Below are 16,905 nucleotides of genomic sequence, written 5' to 3'. Positions count from 1 at the left end.
CCTGGCTTCACCGATAGTCTTTGTTCGTCATCGCAAAATCGGTGACACGGACGTGCAAGTCCGTCTCGGGATTCAAACGGTTATGGCTATTCATCGAGCGTTTTCTTATGCTCGCGGATCGTTATGGCAGCTGTGTGTGGGAGACCTCCGGGTCTGCCGGTTACCGAGTCGGTCTTGCACACCTATGCACAGCTGCCACCTCTTTCGAAGCAAGCGAAAGGTGTTAGCTCCTTAATCTCGGTATTACATCCATGATCAAGCCAACACCCAACCCTCCAGAAAACGAAGCCACCTCCCCCTACGAATCCTTCGATTCAAACAAACTCCACGAAGCCGCCGAACGCGCCCTCGATCTTCACCTCGGCACAGCCCTGGACAAAACGCCTAAACGCCATAACGGCGCGCTCTTCATAGTCGCCCCCGACCTCCACACCGAAACTCTCCTGGCCAACGCCTCGGAAGACCTGTTGTCCATCAGCGCCATCGCTGCGGGCTTGGCTGATGATATCGACGGCACCCGTCGCTCAGTCGCCCTGGCACTCAGCAGAATGGCGGACGGTGTGCATTTGTTAGTAGAGCGAGCACTGGACCACATCGATTCGCCGAATCCGGCAGAGCATCGGGCGAAAGTGTAGCGGAACCGCGAATAGAAAAAGGGGACGTTAAGACCCCTTTTTCTAGAGCGAATAATCCATCACTTCTTCAAGCCGCCAGCATTGCCCACGCACAAACCGATACTCGAAGACATAATCGGTATCTGGTTTCTGCAGGATGGCGACGGCGTGATCGCCCTGCTCTTCCTTGACGGTCAACGTCAGGCCTTGGGCATCTCGCTTCGCCAGATCCGGGATGATTGGAAACTTGAGTTCATCACCGCTGAGGCTGCGCTTTTCCCTCTCAGGCTCGGGATCACCCGCCACGGTCGTGACCATTTTCAGCGGCTGTTGGACGAAGGTTTTTTGCACGTCTGCGTGTTCGGAGAAAGCTGAGAGGAACGTTGAAAAGTCGGTCGAGGCGCAAAAATCACTGGCCGCATCACCATCGGCTTGTAGCGTCTTCTGACGGTAGCCCTGACCCAGTTTTGAATCCGCAATCATCTTTGCATCCAAGTCTGCCAAGCGCTTCTTAATGCTCGTCGCATCCTTGTAAGCACACTCGACTTCTACGTCATCTTCAAGATTCAGGCCGTCGCGGCAGTTCTGCAACTCGGGGTCTGGCGGGTCACCGCGAAAAAACTGCAAGGACAAGTGATCGCCGTCCTTGAAGAGCGGCAGTTCCAGCACCGAATAGGAATCACCTACGAAATGGCTGTGCGAGACGTTGTGTTTTGTTAGAACAAACATGGACCTCCCCGCTCGCTCAGGGAATTTGCGCTCAAAGAAAAACACTGAGGTAATTTGTTCGCCTTCGACCCTCCCCACATAATTCAGCGAAGGCTTCACCGCATTCATGGGTGCGTAGAAAATTTCAGCATCAGGCACATGCACGCCCCCAACCTGACCTTTAAGGTTGTTCTTCAAAAAGAACACCGTGATCTTTTGATCACCCAACGAAGCAACCACCGGCGGATGCCGCTCGCCGATGGTTTGTAGGTCACTTGCCGATGCCGGTTGAGCCGACAAACCGACCATGAATCCGAGCCCAGCAATAAAACTTAAGAGCCTGGCCAATTCCACCCCCTTCCCTATTGCTCAATCTTCAAATGTTTACGCTGATGGTTTCACGCTGCCTCAGGTGCGTCGCGTCCCAGCTCTTTGATTTGTTCGTTCTGAATTGGAATCACGGCTCATCAGCGACGATAGTGTCCAGATAAGCCGCACGTTCCAGGCTCATTCTGGCCATGCAGCTGTTGATAGCCGCGACATGCGCTGCCACACCGGGCTCAATTTCCGTGGCTTCAAGTGGGCACGTGATGTCGCGCAACTTGATCCAGGCGCGCTGGGCTTTTCTGACCATCGCGATCAGCGCTTTGCCCTCCTCAGGGTCGCGCCGTTGCTGAGACTCGAAGCGCGCCAGCAGTTTATTGTAGCTAGCATTGAGCTGTGCGTCGGCCTCCTTTCGGGCCGCCTCCGCGCACAGATCGACCTGCCAGCTCACGGTGATTTTTTTTGCAGTCGTCCTCGGCCATCGCGATGGAGGAGAAAAGGCATCCAAAGGACAACGCGATGAAGCGCACATATATGTTCAATTTTTCATTCCCTGAATTACAGATCGCTCAACTACACGTTGCGGAATTTTCTGCGCCTTGCCGTCGGCGCTGGAAGAGTTGATGGCGACAAGGCAGGAAGCGAAAACGTAAGAGATGTGAGGGGGACAATTAAGCTAAAAGCAAATTCGCCCCCTTTTCCCAACGCTTTAAAGGTTCTCGCTCATATCCGCACATTCATTCGCGTCGGCAAGAACTTTACGTTCACCGTAGTTAAAAACACACACAGGGTGTTTAAAGCTACCCCGCATTTTCTGACAAGCACTACTGCTTCTTTCTTTATAGACACATTGCTCATCGGAAATGATCAATTCCTTGCTTGGCGTCAAAGTCAAGACTTTAGCACCATCAATACGATAAATACTTTCGTATATTGAGCCACCAGATTGCTGAATATCTTTGTAGCTCCCGTCCTGCAACTCAGAGGCGCTAGCAGGAATAGATCCAATATAGTTAGCTTCACCGCCTTTAGCTGAAGCAGAAAAAATCATGACTTGAGCATTAAGCCCCATATCATCACTGGTTGGATAAGAAAATATGACGGAATCGCTAGGTTCATCTGACGCCTCTCTATAGACATAATCAGACCGACACCCGCGATCAGGATTTTCAAGGGAAAAAGTCCCCCCTTCAAAAGAGAGAACCAAACCAACTGCTGAGTCGGAATCTTGGTTAGCATCTTTGCACAATAGCTTATGTTCTACTGGGTTAGACCAAGCCGCACCGCTGTAGATAAAAAACGATAGTATGATCAGTCGAATCATTCGGGCACACCTCAAAAAAAATTTAATAATTTATTTGTCATTGCTTCTCGATCCGTGAAATGAGCTCCAGGCGGCCAGGGATGTGCCGAATCCGTTCCAACTAAATTACCATCCCCTCTAATACGCCTGGTCATTTTCGGTATGTCGTTAGAGTCGGCGACCCCCAGCAGTTTATTTTTCGCCCAGAACCAACCAGCAGTGTCAATACAAGTGAAGGGTTCATCTTTTACGCGATCTGGATTTATTATGACAGGTGGCCTAATTTGCGCATCCAACTGTGCGATTGTCGCAGCATTTTGAATTGGCAAAGTAGCCTTCTGCGCCCCTGTAACAGTAGGCCCAGAAATGGTAATGCCCCACCATGATGTATGCTTCCACCAGTTATCTGAAAATGAACTAGCTTGCAACCACCCTCGGTAGACCCAATAGTTAGCATAGTTAGCCCTACCTGTAAGCTGTTTTAAACCCCGCCCCCTAAAATCTCCACCGTCGTTGTACTTTATGTTACCTAGCCAACCATTGTAATTCGAGGCATTGGCATATCGCCTAAAATAATCATGCGGGGTACCGTTGTACAATTCAGACATAGAAACAAGTTGATTCGATTCGACGCCTGCCTGCCCAAAAAAATGCGAGCGTCTCAACCCGCCAACTATTAAATACTTTGCAAGGGTTTTATTTATATGAACGATGTATTTATTTATATTCGTATCTGATGCGGCCGGGTAAACCCCCCTCATGTCACTCTTACTCAGCCAACCACACTGACTGAAGGTGCGAATGAACTCTTTCGGCGGAAAATGCCAATGCATATGATCGATTCCTGCCAATGCTGCCTCTTCCCAAAATCCCAAGGCTTGCTGGTGATATTTCAACTTAGAATATTGATCTTCCGGCAGGGGACCACCCTCCGCAACTTTCTTCAACCAATCATAGCGAGTGTCAAAGTCATTTTTACACCATTCACTTGGGAACTTGCATACAAATCTTTTTACGCGATCTTGAACTTCCGTCTTTTCAAGCAATGATTGAGTCAACTGTCGTTCAGTGACGTACCTACTTGAGAGATTCCGTTGTTCATCTTCCGAAAGCATTGAGTATGCCGGGGACTTAGCGATACTAACTGCATCGGTGTTATCAGATACGACCTTACCGGCATCCAAGTTTAATAACGCTCGAATGAAAGAAGATTGACAATGACTATCAGAATCCGAATCGTCGTCCACTAATTGCCATCCTTGCCAATGTGGAAAGTCCGCATCACTAAACTTAGTTACAGAAAAAGAGTTTAGATCGACCCAACCTGCTTTACTTTCCTCTCCGACTTTTCTGGGGATTTTTATTTTGCGCCAGTGGGCTGCGTCAGCAGGTATAAGCTGATCCCCGCTCAATACTCTTCCGAACCTAAGTAGTTCGAATCCTGCACTAGGTGACTTAGGAAATGTATCTGTTGCAGTCATGTATAGATTATATTCATAGTCGCCTCTCTCAGCTTGTGAGCCAAGCTCAAAGCCAGAATGGGTATATGTAGTAAGCTTGCACTGTCCTTTAGCAAAACTCATCCTAACAAACATGCCGTTTTGCAGCTCTGAAGCTAACGACCAATCATATCCCTGAACTGAATCGGTAGCATTTGATGGGGTCGCCCCGACCTCTTGAATTGGGGCTGGCCCTGAAGGCATGGCTGGGCATCTATATGCCACGGGCGATTCATTCTGCGCTGAAAGAATATTCTGAGGTGCTCTCTCGTAGACAAGCACTTCTGGAGGAATAAAGAAGTACGTGTCACCCCAAACGCAATCTGATCTTCCATGACCTGTCTGAAACTTCAGATCCCTTTCTTTACGGCCAACTAAATTCTCAATTTGGCTTTGATCGGCGACTACCTCGAAATGAATTCGCCCACTTTCTCCGTATATATTACCAGCCTCGCCAATTTTATCTTTACGGGAAATCACCTTACCCTTCTGCGGTGCTGTAATTAATATTTTCGAAAGGTGCATGTAAATAGAAAAAAATACGACCTTCGCCTTTTCACCTTCACCTATCTCCGTCTCATGTCGAATAACCACACATCCGTCATCAGTCCACTTGTTCCGATAGCGTAATGCATGATCCGGAGGCGCAGCGCTTTCCAGGGTAGGCTGTCGGAAATAAGCCAGAGTGCCATCTGAGATAGCTCTTACAGGCAATGAACTTCCCCCCTCTTGGGGAGCAGTCAAATGAATGCCGCCATGCCAGTTGAGGTCAAAGCTCAACGGAAATCCACCATCACCAGGAATGCCACCAACCATGGCACGTGCCAGATAAGCATCGTCGGTTTCTCCCGCTACCGGAGCAGGAACAAAAGGAGGGCTAATGATCATTCAAAAAATTCCTTGTTCATATTGAAGCTTGTCAGTCCGTTCATAGCGAAAAAGGGTAATCGACAGTTGGCTTAACCTTCTCAGGCACCGCATTCCCCAACGCCTGCTCCATCAAACTCGCCGCCTTATCCTTATCCGCAGCCCCCGGCAGCACCGGAGGCTTAATCCCAATCCCCGTCCCATTCCCCGCCGACCCACCCGCATTGATCTTCACCACCGGCCCAACCACGGTAACCCCACCCGCATCCAGCTTGATGAAGCTCCCGCCCGCTTTTACCTTCGGTTCCATCCCCGCTTCGATGACGATTTTGTCCCCAGCCTTGAGGTGAATCTCCTTCCCGGCACTGGTCAGCTGCGCAGTCCCAAGTTTGATGTGCTGGTTCTGCCCAATCGTCAGGTGATCATCCATCCGCGCTTCAGTCTTGCGATCAGCAATCGTGGTGCGGTGTTCTTCGGCCTTCAGCTCGGTGTAGGTGTTCTTCACCACCGTGTCGTGGCGTTCATTCCCCACACGAATCTTCTGGTCGTGCTCGATGCTTTCATCCCAGTCACGCTGGGCATGGATGTAGATCTGTTCCGCGCCTTTCTTGTCTTCGATGCGCAGTTCGTTGTACCCGCCGCCGCCCGGTGAGCTGAGGGTTTTGAAGACGCTGCGGGTTTTGTTTGCCGGTAAATCGTAGGGGACGGGGTAGTCGTAATCTTCGAGGTCTGGCTCTTCGCTCTGCACATCAGACTAGTGAGAGAAAAGAAGAGACAAGGGGACGGATTTATTTATTGGCGACCGCATCATCATAATTAAATCCGTCCCCTTTTCACTTCCTGACCAGTCAATCATAAACACCCTATTTTCTACTCTGACTCCCCTTCGTACTTCTGGGATTCGACATTAAACTTCCAAATGTGCGGAGTGGTTAAAGGCTTGCCACCTATGTGCTGAATACTGCCCACGCGATGATCCGCTAACGACGTGAGCGGGGCGATAAACGTGCCAGCGAAGCAATATGGCGACTGCTTTTCTGAAGAGAACACAGCGCCTAGCGTGCTGACGACCTCATGCCCAGCAGCTCTAAACTTTTGAGAGATAAAGTGCCTCGCCCCCCTGACGCATCACAAACATCTACAGTGACGGCGCTAACCATAGGGCAAACGCTAGAAAAGCAAAATGTATTTTATAGTTAAACTCCCAATAACAAATACCTAGAATACAGCCGCCCCCCTTTTTTCACGAACCTTCGGCAGAGCACTTACCATCCGTTAAATCGGGCTTGATAGTTTTATTGCCAGTTTGATACCAACTGGACAGCGATTGACTCTCACAATAAGAATTTTTTTCAACGTCAAAATAAAATACAATCACCTCATCTGCCATTGCCCCTTGATTTGGAGAAAATAGCTTAACTCTATACAAAACGTCCGGCCGTTCTGTGCTCCTTAAAAATTTTAACTCCGGAGCACCTCTAAACTCACAAGGCGCACCATTGAATAGAGCAGACAGAGTGTCCTGAGCGCTGACATAAATCGTACAATTATTTATAGAATCTTCGAAAATTATCGCAGTTATATAACTATCATCGATTTTCAATGTTCCTTCTGGGAAAACATAAACATCCTGCACCTTAAGTTCATTCTCAGTAGCTATTCGCTCTAAAAGAGTCTCTGGAAGTACTGACTCGGAATCTACCCAACTAGTGCTTGCGCAGGAACTACACATATAAGCAGCCAACGCCAACAATGCTAACGATATTTTTTTCATGTAGGCTTACTCATAGAAAAGTTTACTACAATAGGTAGTTTAGGAGTAGTTATCGTTTGATTAATAAAAATATCTACAGAATCGCTTAAATACCTAAAGACATACTGAGCATATGCTTGCCTCTCGTGATACCCATTACCACCGCCATTCACCAACACTGACACGCTGCCTACGGAAGTAGCACTAAATGGCATATCGCACTTACGATTAATATTTACGCTGTTTTGTCTATCGATAACTTTCGACACCCAATAGAAGCCGCCGCTATCACATGCGTTATAAGAGCTCGATTTTATAAGAGTCGGATCATACCGAGGCGCCCATCGTTTAGGAATCCCTGTAACACCGATGATTTGCCCACTCGAATTTCTCTGCGTCGGATCAGCCCAATAATGCGTCGATGTTTCCGTTATTCTAGCCTCAACGTACTGCCCATTTGCTGCCGACAGTCCTGCAGCCCTGTAATTTCCATAATTTTCATAGTTACTCGCCCATGTCAGCTGCATTATGCCTCGCCCATAGAAAGCCGCATAATATTGCGCCATCGGGATATTCGGATTGGTATTTCCCGAACCATATTCGGAGAGCGTACGCCAACGATCAGTTTCCAGAATTGTCTGAGCTAGGAAGTGGGTTCTACGCTCAGGACTTACAAGTCCATACTTGAGCATAATTTTATTCATATTCACGTAATGTTTGTCAAAGCGCGCCTTAGCTACAGAGTGAGATATCTGATAAGTTAATGAGGCGCCTGAGGTATGAGCGACCCAGCTAGCTCCAACCTTTTCATAAAAGTGGTATTTAGGCAGGGTACAAGCAAACTCATCCAAGCTAAGCCATGTACACTTCCTAAATATCTGAACAAAAGCTCTTGGTGGAAAATGCCAATGCTTGCTTTCGATACCTTCAATAGCAGCCTCTTCCCAAAAACCTAGTGCTTGCTGATGAGCTTTCAGTTTGTCATATTTATCTTTCGGTAATGGTCCGCCATCGCTCACTTTAAGCAGCCACCCATATCGAATATCGAAGTCGTCTTTACACCACTCACTTGGAAATTTACAAATCAATCTCTTGATTCTATTTTGCACATTTGGATTTTCAAGCTTTACCTTATTTAAATTCCTCTCTCTAACATAACGCTCCGACAAACTCTGTCGTTCATCTGGAGAAAGACTCGCATAAGAAAGCGATGATGCGAGAGTTACTGCGTCAACGTTATCGGACACCACTTTACTAGCATCAAGATTTAAAATTTCCCGAATAAAAGGTGACTGACAGTGACTATCAGCATCTGCATCGTCACAAACAAGCTGCCATCCCTTCCATTGAGGGAAATCTGCTTCGCTAAATTGAGTGACAGTCGGGGAATTCAAGTTAACCCAGCCGACTTGGCTTTCTCCTCCTGCTTTGCCAGGGAACTTAATCTGGCGCCAATGCGCGGCCTCCGCGGGCTGAATTTGATCGGTATTAAGAATTCTTCCGAAACGCAATAGTTCATAACCTGCACTAGGAGATCCCGGATAAATAGTTTTAGCCGTCCTAAATAAATTATATTCATAGTCAACTTCCTCATCCTGCGCCCCGATCTCAACCCCTGAAATAGTATATGATGTTAATTTGCATTGACCTTGAGAATAGGCCATTTGTACAAATATCCCCTTCTGAAGCTCTGTGGCCATTGCCCAATCGTAACCGTCAACTAAACCCTGGACTGGTGAAGAAGCGCCGGCAGAACCGCCCTCTTGAATCGGTACAGTATCCGATATTGCAGGACACCTATACGCGACCGCCGAGTTGTTTTGTGCTTGGCGCCGGTCGGCTGGTGCGTTCTCATATATTTGAACTTCTGGCGGGACAAAGAAACACATATCGCCCCAACAACTATCAGTTCTGCCATTCCGAGCCTGATAGCTAAGGTCTCTTTCGCTTCTGCCAACTAAACGGGCAATCTGGCGCTGATCGGCAATTATCTCGAAATGAATTCTATCTTTATCGCCGTAAATACTCCCCGCCACTCCAAGTACATCCTTACGATACAGCCGCATACCTTTATGTGGTTGAGCCAATGAAATCGCTGATAGATGCATATAGATCGAATAAAACACTACCTTTGCGTTTTCGCCCTCACCAATCTCAGTTTCATGCTGAATAACAACACACCCATCATCAGTCCATTTATCACGGTAGCGCAGCGGATGATTCGCATCCGTGCTCTCAGGGGTAGGATTGCGAAAATACGCCAATGTCCCGTCAGAAATGGCGCGCACCGGCAAAGCGGTCTGACCGTCCTTCGGTGCGGTAAGGTGCATGCCACCATGCCAATTCAGATCAAAGCTCAACGGATAACCACCATCACCAGGAACACCACCAACCATGGCACGAGCCAGAAATGCCTCGTCGGTCTCTCCCGCAACTGGAGCTGGGATAAAAGGAGGGCTAATGATCATTTTGAAAAATCCTTGTTCATATTGATGCTTATACGTCCATTCATAACGAGAACGGGTAATCGACAGTTGGTTTAACCTTCTCAGGCACCGCATTCCCCAACGCCTGCTCCATCAAACTCCCCGCCTTATCCGTATCCGCCGCCCCCGGCAGCACCGGCGGCTTAATCCCAATCCCCGTCCCATTCCCCGCCGACCCACCGGCATTAATCTTCACCACCGGCCCAACAACCGTAATCCCACCCGCATCCAACTTGATAAAACTGCCACCGCCCTTGATCGTCAGCTCGGCCCCAGCCTCAATCACGATCTTCGCCCCAGCCTTCAGGTGAATCTCTCGCCCGACGCTGGTCAGCTGTGCGGTGCCCAGCTTCACATGCTGGTTCTGCCCAATCGTCAGGTGGTCATCCAGGCGCACTTCAACTTTTCGATCTGCAATCGTGGTGCGGTGTTCTTCGGCTTTCAGCTCGGTATAGGTATTTTTTTCCACGGTGTCGTGGCGTTCATTCCCCACACGAATCTTCTGATCGTGCTCAATGTTTTCATCCCAATCCCGCTGGGCATGAATAAAGATCTGTTCCGCCCCTTTCTTGTCTTCAATCCGCAGTTCGTTGTACCCGCCGCCACCCGGTGAGCTGAGGGTTTTGAAGACGCTGCGGGTTTTGTTTGCCGGTAAATCGTAGGGGACGGGGTTTTCCTTGTGGTACAGGCAACCGGTCACCAACGGCTGGTCGGGATCGCCTTCGAGGAAGGTGACGAGGACTTCCATGCCGATGCGCGGGATGACGATGGCGCCATAGCGATCCCCCGCCCAACTTGACGAAACACGCATCCAGCAGCTGGTTTTGTCGTCGGCCTGGCCTTCGCGGTCCCAGTGGAACTGCACCTTGATGCGGCCGTACTGGTCGCAGTGGATTTCTTCGCCTTTGGGGCCGGTGACCAGGGCGGTCTGGCTGCCGAGCACACGCGGTTTCGGGTGCTCCAGCGCCGGGCGATAGAACACCGCCCACGGGGTGGCGAGGAAACGGTTGCGGTAGCCCTGGTGGAAGTCGTCTTTGTTAGCGGTGGTGTCGCTGGTCACTGACTCTTCGAGGACTTGCGGTTGCTTGCCTTCATGGACGATTTCGGTGAGCAACCAGAGGTCGTTCCACTCGGTGCGGGGGTGGTCGGACATCTCCAGAAAATGGCCGCTGATCAGACGCGTCTGGTCGCCGTTGCCCTCGGCTTGCTGGTAGTCGGCGCGATGGCGTTCGAGGGCGCGCTGGCTGAGGAATTTACCGCGCGCACGGTCGAGGAAGCGGCCGGGGTAGTCGTAATCTTCGAGGTCTGGCTCTTCGCTCTGCACATCAGGTTTGTAAGCGGCTTCGAGTTGCAGTCGTGGTTTTTCGAAATCGTAGTCGCGGCGCGTAGTACGACTGGTGCGGGTTTCCAGGCGCAGCTTGAAACCTTTGATCACCGGTTCGTCGGCCACCATGCCGCTGCCCTGTACGTAGGCGGTGGGTTGGCCGAGTTTGCGAAACACGGTCTGGTCATCGCCGAACACCAGCAAATGACCGTCGGTGCTGTGCTGGAAGTGGTAGTGAATGCCCTCCTCTTCGCACAGGCGCTGGACGAAGTGCAGGTCGGTTTCGTCGTACTGCACGCAGTAGTCGCGGTCCGGACACGGTTGGCTGAGCTGGAAGCTGTACGCGTTGCCTTTGATGCCGTGTTCTTCAAGAATCAGCGCGATGATTTTCGGCGCTGACATCTGCTGGTAAATGCGCTGGTTGGTGCGGTGATGCAGGTATTGCAGTTGCGGTACCAGGGAGATTTTGTAGCGGGTCAGGCGCTTGCCGGCATCGCCTTGGGCGACGCGGTAGATCTGGCCGTGGATACCGGAGCCTTGCGGATCGAGTGCCAGAAATGCCTGTTTGTGCAGGAGCTTTTCCAGGTCCAGGTCGGGGTTTTCGCTGACCAGTTCAATGTCGAAGCGATACGGCTGGCTGATGCCTTCGGTGCCGGTGAACGACAGCACCTGCAGGTCACCGTCGTAATCTTTCACGGTCAGGCTGAAATGCGTTTCGTTAGCTGAGTTGAACATTGTGTGCTCCCTGTTCGGTAGTCATCCGTTACGCCCGAAGTCGCAGACGTTGCAGCAAAGACGAAGTGGCGCCCATGGCGTCACGCAGTTGTGCGGCAGTGATCGTGCGATCAGCCTTATCGAAGGCCAACGCCGTGCGCAGCGCTGGCCAGCAGCGTTTGGGCAGATTGCGCGGGGCGTGCAGTTCGCGCTCGAGTTGGCCATCACGGGCCTCGGTCGACGACATGCGCCGAAACGGGTGTTTGCCGCCGGCCAATTCGTAGATCACGCAGGCCACGCCGTAGACGTCGGCGCTGGCCGCTAACGGTTGCCCTTCGAGCAGTTCCGGAGCGGCGTAGCCCGGGGTCCAGGCGTTGAAGCGGTTGCGGCTCAGGTGAGGCAGGCCGGGCAAGATGCCCTCCTCGGCCTGGCCCAGACCGAAATCGAACAGGCGCACGCCTTCTTCGCTGAGCATCACGTTGCTCGGTTTCATGTCGCCGTGCAGCACGCCGCGAGCGTGGGCATGGGCCAGCGCGTCGAGCAGCGGCAGCGCGATGTCACGCAGTTCTTTCCACGGCAGGCCCAGCGGCCGTTCGCAGAGCAGTTTGTCCAGGGTCAGCCCACGCATGAGTTCCATGGTGATGAAGGCGCGCTGGCAATCGGTGTCCACTTCAAAGCTGTGCAAACGCAGCACGTTGTCGTGGCGCAAGCGCCGGATCAGGGCGAACTCGCTGTAAAGCAAGGCGCTCGCATCCGGCGATTCTGCAAATTCTTCGCTGAGGATTTTCAGCGCAATGTAAGGGTCGGGATCGCCGAACTGTTCGCTCAGCAAGTCCCGTGCGCGGTAGACCGCGCCCATGCCACCGGCGCCGAGCAGACGCTCGATGCGGTAACGGCCTGCCAGCACGTCAGGCAGTTCACCGACGCTGGCCTTGGTCGGCGCCAGCGCAGGTTCTGCGTTATGGGCTTTGGCAAACGCAAAGTAAGTCAGGTTACTGGCTTGCTCTTCGCTCACCAGCAGGTCGTCGAGCGGGGGCATGAGTTGAGTCATTTGCGGATCACCACAGCGGTCAGGTTGTCCCGTGCCGAGCCACGCAAGGCGCCGTCGAACAGACGCTCCAGCGCGATGTGCGGCGCGGTCAGGCTCAGGGCATTGCCCAAAGCGTCGCTGCTCAGCCCGTTGTATAAACCGTCGCTGCACAATAGAAACGCATCGCCGGGATACACCTCGAGTTCGAGCACATCCAGGGTCAGTTGCTCGGCGGCCCCGACCGCGCGGGTCAGGGCATGGGCCGAAGGATGCGCACGCGCGTCCTCCAGGCTCATCTGCTGCTCGTCGATGAGTTGCTGCTGCAGCGAATGATCTTTGGACAGCTGATACAAACTCTGCCCGCGCCACAGGTAGCAGCGGCTATCGCCGGCCCAGATGCAGGCCGCGCGATTGCCTTCCACCAGCAGCGCCACGACGGTACTGCCCATGATGCTGTCGTGACGTCCGGCGGTGACGGTCAACTCCTGACCCAAACGACGATTCAGCCAGTGCAGACACTGGCGAATGCCTTTGAGTCGTTCGTCGAAATCGTCCTGCTCCGGCAACTCCGCCAGGCTGGCGACGATCAGCTGGCTGGCGATATCGCCGCCCTGATGACCGCCCATGCCATCCGCGACCACCCACAGCCCCTGCTGCGGAGCGTCGAGAAAAGCATCCTCGTTGCGCGCCCGAACCTTGCCGGCGTCGGTACGCGCAGCGCTGCGCCAGGGACTGGCAACCCGCATCAGAGCTGCACCGGCATACGGAAAGTACGCAGCACGCCCATGTCGAACGGGTTCGGCGTGCGCTGGCTGCTGAGCAGGTAATTGGCGCGCAGGCCACCCACGTCAGCTTTCAGCACCAGCACGTCGCGACCGCTCAGGTACTCGGTTTGCATCAGGTCGAACAAACGGAACAGCGACCAGGGACCGGTGTTTTTCTCGATGCCGATCGGGCGCCCCGCCATGCGATCCATGACCAGACTGGTGCGCCCGTCTTCCGCATCGGTCGGCCATTTGAACGACACCGGCACGATCGGGCCATGACGGTATTCGATGGTCTTGTCGCCAAACTTGAACTCGGACCGGCTGACCGCCGGATCGAGGGTGTACGGCTCCAGTTTGAACTGCACCTGCGGCTCGGCCGGGTTGATCGAGAAGAAGCTCTGGCGGATGACTTGTGCCGCGGCCATCTGGTCGAGGTAGACCTTGGAAATCGGCATGCTGTGGCCGTCGATGCTGCGCAGACGGTAGTTGCCTGGATCGCCGCTGACGAAAGGGCGCATGTAGTTATCGAAGAACCGGTCGGCGATGCCTTGAGCCTTGAAGAACTCACGGAAGTCGCTGATCGCTACGTCACTGGTGCTGTGGGCGCTGAACGGGTAGCGCTTGTTGATCGCTTTGCCATAGAAGCTGTACAGCTCGCTCTGATAACGCTGGTTCAGGTACTGGTAGGAATCGTTCAGCACCAGGCGCCAGGTATCTTCGGCCAGCACGTTGAACCACACGCTGACCGGACGCGGCAGACGGTTCGAGGCGTTGCGCAGATTGCTCAGCGCATCGCGTTGGCCGCTCATGCGGGTCTTGGCCATTTCAAACGCGGCCTGCTCCGGCGCACTGGCACGCGCGAGGCTCGCCAGTTGCAGTTGCAGGTCATTGAGCGCAGTCAGGGCCGGGGTCAAATCAGCGGCCGGGCCGTTGTTGTCGTCCAGCAAACGGTGCAGTGGCTCGAAGCGACGTTGCAGGGATTTCTTCGCGGTGTCGGGCAGGTTCATGGCCACGTCAGACGCTTTATCAGCGGCCGCCGCAGCCAGTTTGCCCAGCTTGCCGCCCTTCTCGCCCAGCTTTTCAGCCGCGCCCGCAGCCTCATCCATGCTGTCCGCGATCACCGGGAAACGGGTGTTTTCACGCACTTCCACCAGCAATTGCAGAACTGGCGAATTAGCCGACGTCAGGCCCGCCAGTTGCTCGGCGCCCTCGCCCGCATCATTGATTGGTGGTAGCGCCACCTGACCGACTGCTTCGCTCCAGAAGTTGGCGTAGTCGCGGAAATACAACTGCTCCAGCTCGACCATCAGGCGACGCAAGTCCATACCGCTGATGCCCGAACCTTCACCCAGCACCCAGTTGTCACGCAGGATATCGGTGACCAGCGCAGAGCCCTGGATCGAGAAATACTGCTCATAACCCTGCTGCGTATAGAAGCCCGGGATCACGTAATCGGTGCCGACAAACAACGCGCCTTGCGGGCCCAGGTGTTGGCTGAAACGGTACTCCGGCAGATTGCGGGCCTGCTCGCGCAGCATCCGGTAAACCACGTTCGCCAGCGACTCGCTGCGCAACACCTGACGCGCCTGAGCCACCAGTTCATCGTTCAGCGGGTAGATAAACGGCTGCTTCAGCAAACGCTCGAAGTGCGTGTTCAAACCGTTCTGCACTGCCGTGTTGCCGGCGTAACGCAAGGACCAGTCGGTGGCGACCCAGTCCTTGAGCCACGCGGCATCGCGGCGGTCTTTCATGTTCAGCATCAGGTACGCGCGCAAGCTGTTGAGCAGGCGTTCGCGGTCCTTCATGTTGGCGCGAATCTGCCCTTCGAGCAGCGATGCGACTTTGGGCAGCAGCTGGGTTTCCAGCTCTCGCTCGTACGCCGATTTGACCACAGGATCGACGTCTTCACCCTGATACAGGCCACCGCGTTCGTGGTACGACACGTCAGCCTTGTTCGGGAAAACCTGGGTCGCTGCGTAGCTGCTGTCGAGGGGCTTGAGCACCGCCATTGAGTCATCACGCGCGGTCAGCGCCGAGCGCTGTTGCGTCCAGTTTTGCGCCAGGTCGCGCAGGTGCTCCAGTCGCTCGTAGTTGGCCGAGAAACCACTTGCCCACAGCAAACCGAACAGACCCAGCGCCGCCAATGCGCCCACATACAACGCACGCTGGCCCCAATGGATGCGGCTGCGTTCACGCTGATCCAGACCCGCCAGGTCGGCCTCGGGGAAAATCACCCGGCTGAGCAAGTGGTGAATGAACCGCGAACGGCCACTGCGCAAGGTCGGCAACACACCGGAATCGATCCCCAGATTCGCGCCGATGCCGGCGGTGGTCTGGTCCATTTCCTCGGTCAGGTGCGGTGCGCTGGTCAGGTAGAACCCGCGCAACTGGCTGACACGCTGGTAGCGGTTGCCGGTGAACGCCATGTCGACAAACAGGCACAGGCGCTCGCCGATCTGCCCCAATTGATGCGGGAAGTCGAGGATGCGGCCACGGCGCTGTGTATCGCGCTCCTGGTGCATGCGCATGATCACTTGGCTGTTCAGGCGACGCAGCAACTCTTCGAACTCGGCGCGCAATACCGTAACGTCGGTGCCGCTCTGATCTTTGCGAAAACTGGTGCCCAGCACCTGATCGCTTTCCTCGCGGGTCAACTGATCGAAAAATTCATCAAACCCGAGCAGCTTGTCGGCCTTGCTCAGGACCAGGTAAACCGGCACGTCGACGTGCAGCTTCTGATGTACCTCTTGCAGACGCGAACGCACCTGCCGCGCCAATATGTCCAGCTCACGTTCGCTGCTGCCCAGCAGGGTTTCCACGGGGATGGTCACCAGCACACCGTTCAACGGACGATTGCGACGACGCTTGCGCAGCAGGTCGAGCAAGGTGTTCCAGGCGCTGCCATCGACTTCGCCATCCGGCTGCGTCAGGTAGCGCCCGGCGGTGTCGATCAGCACGCCGTGATCGGCGAAATACCAATCGCAATGGCGGGTGCCGAGGGTGTCGCGAGTGAGCTTGCGGTCGATCTTGTTGATCGGGAATTCCAGGCCTGAAAAATCCAGCAGACTGGTCTTGCCACTGCCGTGCGGGCCAATCAGCAAGTACCACGGCAAATCACTGCGCCAGCGTTCGCTGCGACCGCGATAGAGGCTGGAAGACTTCAGGGTTTTCAACGCATCCTTGAAGCGCACGCGGAGCTCTTTCTGCTCATCGTCCATCCGCTCTTCACGGCGAATTCGTTCCTGGCCGTCTTCGGTGCCTTCGACGGCTTTCTTGCGCACACCGGCACGCCAGCTGACGAAGACCATGGTCAGGCCCCAGATCAGGAACAGCACACTGATGGTCAACAGCCGGGAGGTGGAGCCTTCCCAGAACTTGTAGTCATCCACTGCCAGCAGCGGCCCGACGAACCACACCAGCAGCGCAAGGAACAGCACGACCAGCAAGGTCCAGACCCAGGTCTTGCGCAAGAATGCGCCGACTTTCTTGAAAAACTTTTTCATCACACGTCCCTGT

General features: G+C 53.7%; 11 protein-coding genes and 1 pseudogene. 1 reads left to right on the top strand and 11 read right to left on the bottom strand.

From position 1 onward, the window contains the following. The first annotated feature begins 251 nt into the window (after positions 1 to 251). Entirely contained in the window at positions 252 to 635 is a 384-nt protein-coding gene (locus ACYZTS_RS07865) for a DUF6124 family protein (protein WP_461995168.1), read from the top strand. Positions 636 to 677: 42 nt separating this feature from the next. On the opposite strand, the gene ACYZTS_RS07860 is transcribed toward ACYZTS_RS07865, so the two are convergent. The 11 genes and pseudogenes from ACYZTS_RS07860 to tssM all read right to left on the bottom strand — a co-directional run bounded on the left by ACYZTS_RS07860 (position 678) and on the right by tssM (position 16,892). Then, the gene (locus ACYZTS_RS07860; protein WP_461995166.1) at positions 678 to 1,676 is read right to left on the bottom strand and encodes a hypothetical protein; all 999 of its coding nucleotides are present in this window, start codon (positions 1,674 to 1,676) and stop codon (positions 678 to 680) included. A 103-nt stretch (positions 1,677 to 1,779) separates the two neighbouring features. Beyond that, positions 1,780 to 2,097: a lysozyme inhibitor LprI family protein gene (locus ACYZTS_RS07855; RefSeq protein ID WP_461995164.1), complete on the bottom strand. Its 318-nt coding sequence runs from the start codon at positions 2,095 to 2,097 to the stop codon at positions 1,780 to 1,782. A 258-nt stretch (positions 2,098 to 2,355) separates the two neighbouring features. Continuing rightward, positions 2,356 to 2,970: a hypothetical protein gene (locus ACYZTS_RS07850; protein ID WP_461995162.1), complete on the bottom strand. Its 615-nt coding sequence runs from the start codon at positions 2,968 to 2,970 to the stop codon at positions 2,356 to 2,358. A gap of 11 nt (positions 2,971 to 2,981) precedes the next feature. Next, entirely contained in the window at positions 2,982 to 5,336 is a 2,355-nt protein-coding gene (locus ACYZTS_RS07845; RefSeq protein ID WP_461995160.1) for a hypothetical protein, read from the bottom strand. Between the two features lie 40 nt (positions 5,337 to 5,376). Then, positions 5,377 to 6,024 (bottom strand): annotated as a pseudogene (locus ACYZTS_RS07840) (bacteriophage T4 gp5 trimerisation domain-containing protein); the annotation flags it as partial. Between the two features lie 534 nt (positions 6,025 to 6,558). Beyond that, the gene (locus ACYZTS_RS07835; protein WP_461995158.1) at positions 6,559 to 7,089 is read right to left on the bottom strand and encodes a hypothetical protein; all 531 of its coding nucleotides are present in this window, start codon (positions 7,087 to 7,089) and stop codon (positions 6,559 to 6,561) included. Beyond that, a complete protein-coding gene (locus ACYZTS_RS07830) occupies positions 7,086 to 9,536 on the bottom strand; it encodes a hypothetical protein (protein WP_461995156.1) in 2,451 nt (816 codons plus the stop codon). Before ACYZTS_RS07830 ends, ACYZTS_RS07835 begins: the two co-directional genes overlap by 4 nt. A 40-nt stretch (positions 9,537 to 9,576) precedes the next feature. Further along, positions 9,577 to 11,613 (bottom strand): type VI secretion system Vgr family protein, encoded by a 2,037-nt coding sequence (locus tag ACYZTS_RS07825; RefSeq protein WP_461995154.1) that lies wholly within the window; start codon positions 11,611 to 11,613, stop codon positions 9,577 to 9,579. 28 nt (positions 11,614 to 11,641) lie between these two features. Next, the gene (locus ACYZTS_RS07820; RefSeq protein ID WP_461995152.1) at positions 11,642 to 12,643 is read right to left on the bottom strand and encodes a serine/threonine-protein kinase; all 1,002 of its coding nucleotides are present in this window, start codon (positions 12,641 to 12,643) and stop codon (positions 11,642 to 11,644) included. Then, a complete protein-coding gene (locus tag ACYZTS_RS07815; protein ID WP_461995150.1) occupies positions 12,640 to 13,368 on the bottom strand; it encodes a PP2C family protein-serine/threonine phosphatase in 729 nt (242 codons plus the stop codon). The genes ACYZTS_RS07820 and ACYZTS_RS07815 overlap by 4 nt, the downstream gene beginning before the upstream one ends. Continuing rightward, positions 13,368 to 16,892, bottom strand: coding sequence for a type VI secretion system membrane subunit TssM (gene tssM / locus ACYZTS_RS07810; protein WP_461995149.1), 3,525 nt, complete (start codon positions 16,890 to 16,892; stop codon positions 13,368 to 13,370). Before tssM ends, ACYZTS_RS07815 begins: the two co-directional genes overlap by 1 nt. Positions 16,893 to 16,905 lie beyond the last annotated feature (13 nt).

The organism is Pseudomonas sp. TMB3-21 (assembly GCF_054898145.1).
Note: the sequence above shows the minus strand (reverse complement) of the source record. Positions and strands in the feature narration are given on the sequence as shown.

What these genes read in the sequence shown, in the direction of transcription:
- ACYZTS_RS07865 (WP_461995168.1), top strand. Translation starts at nt 252, where the DNA reads ATGATCAAGCCAACACCCAACCCTCCAGAAAACGAAGCCACCTCCCCC.
- ACYZTS_RS07850 (WP_461995162.1), bottom strand. Translation starts at nt 2,970, where the DNA reads ATGATTCGACTGATCATACTATCGTTTTTTATCTACAGCGGTGCGGCT.
- ACYZTS_RS07845 (WP_461995160.1), bottom strand. Translation starts at nt 5,336, where the DNA reads ATGATCATTAGCCCTCCTTTTGTTCCTGCTCCGGTAGCGGGAGAAACC.
- ACYZTS_RS07835 (WP_461995158.1), bottom strand. Translation starts at nt 7,089, where the DNA reads ATGAAAAAAATATCGTTAGCATTGTTGGCGTTGGCTGCTTATATGTGT.
- ACYZTS_RS07830 (WP_461995156.1), bottom strand. Translation starts at nt 9,536, where the DNA reads ATGATCATTAGCCCTCCTTTTATCCCAGCTCCAGTTGCGGGAGAGACC.
- ACYZTS_RS07825 (WP_461995154.1), bottom strand. Translation starts at nt 11,613, where the DNA reads ATGTTCAACTCAGCTAACGAAACGCATTTCAGCCTGACCGTGAAAGAT.
- ACYZTS_RS07820 (WP_461995152.1), bottom strand. Translation starts at nt 12,643, where the DNA reads ATGACTCAACTCATGCCCCCGCTCGACGACCTGCTGGTGAGCGAAGAG.
- ACYZTS_RS07815 (WP_461995150.1), bottom strand. Translation starts at nt 13,368, where the DNA reads ATGCGGGTTGCCAGTCCCTGGCGCAGCGCTGCGCGTACCGACGCCGGC.
- tssM (WP_461995149.1), bottom strand. Translation starts at nt 16,892, where the DNA reads ATGAAAAAGTTTTTCAAGAAAGTCGGCGCATTCTTGCGCAAGACCTGG.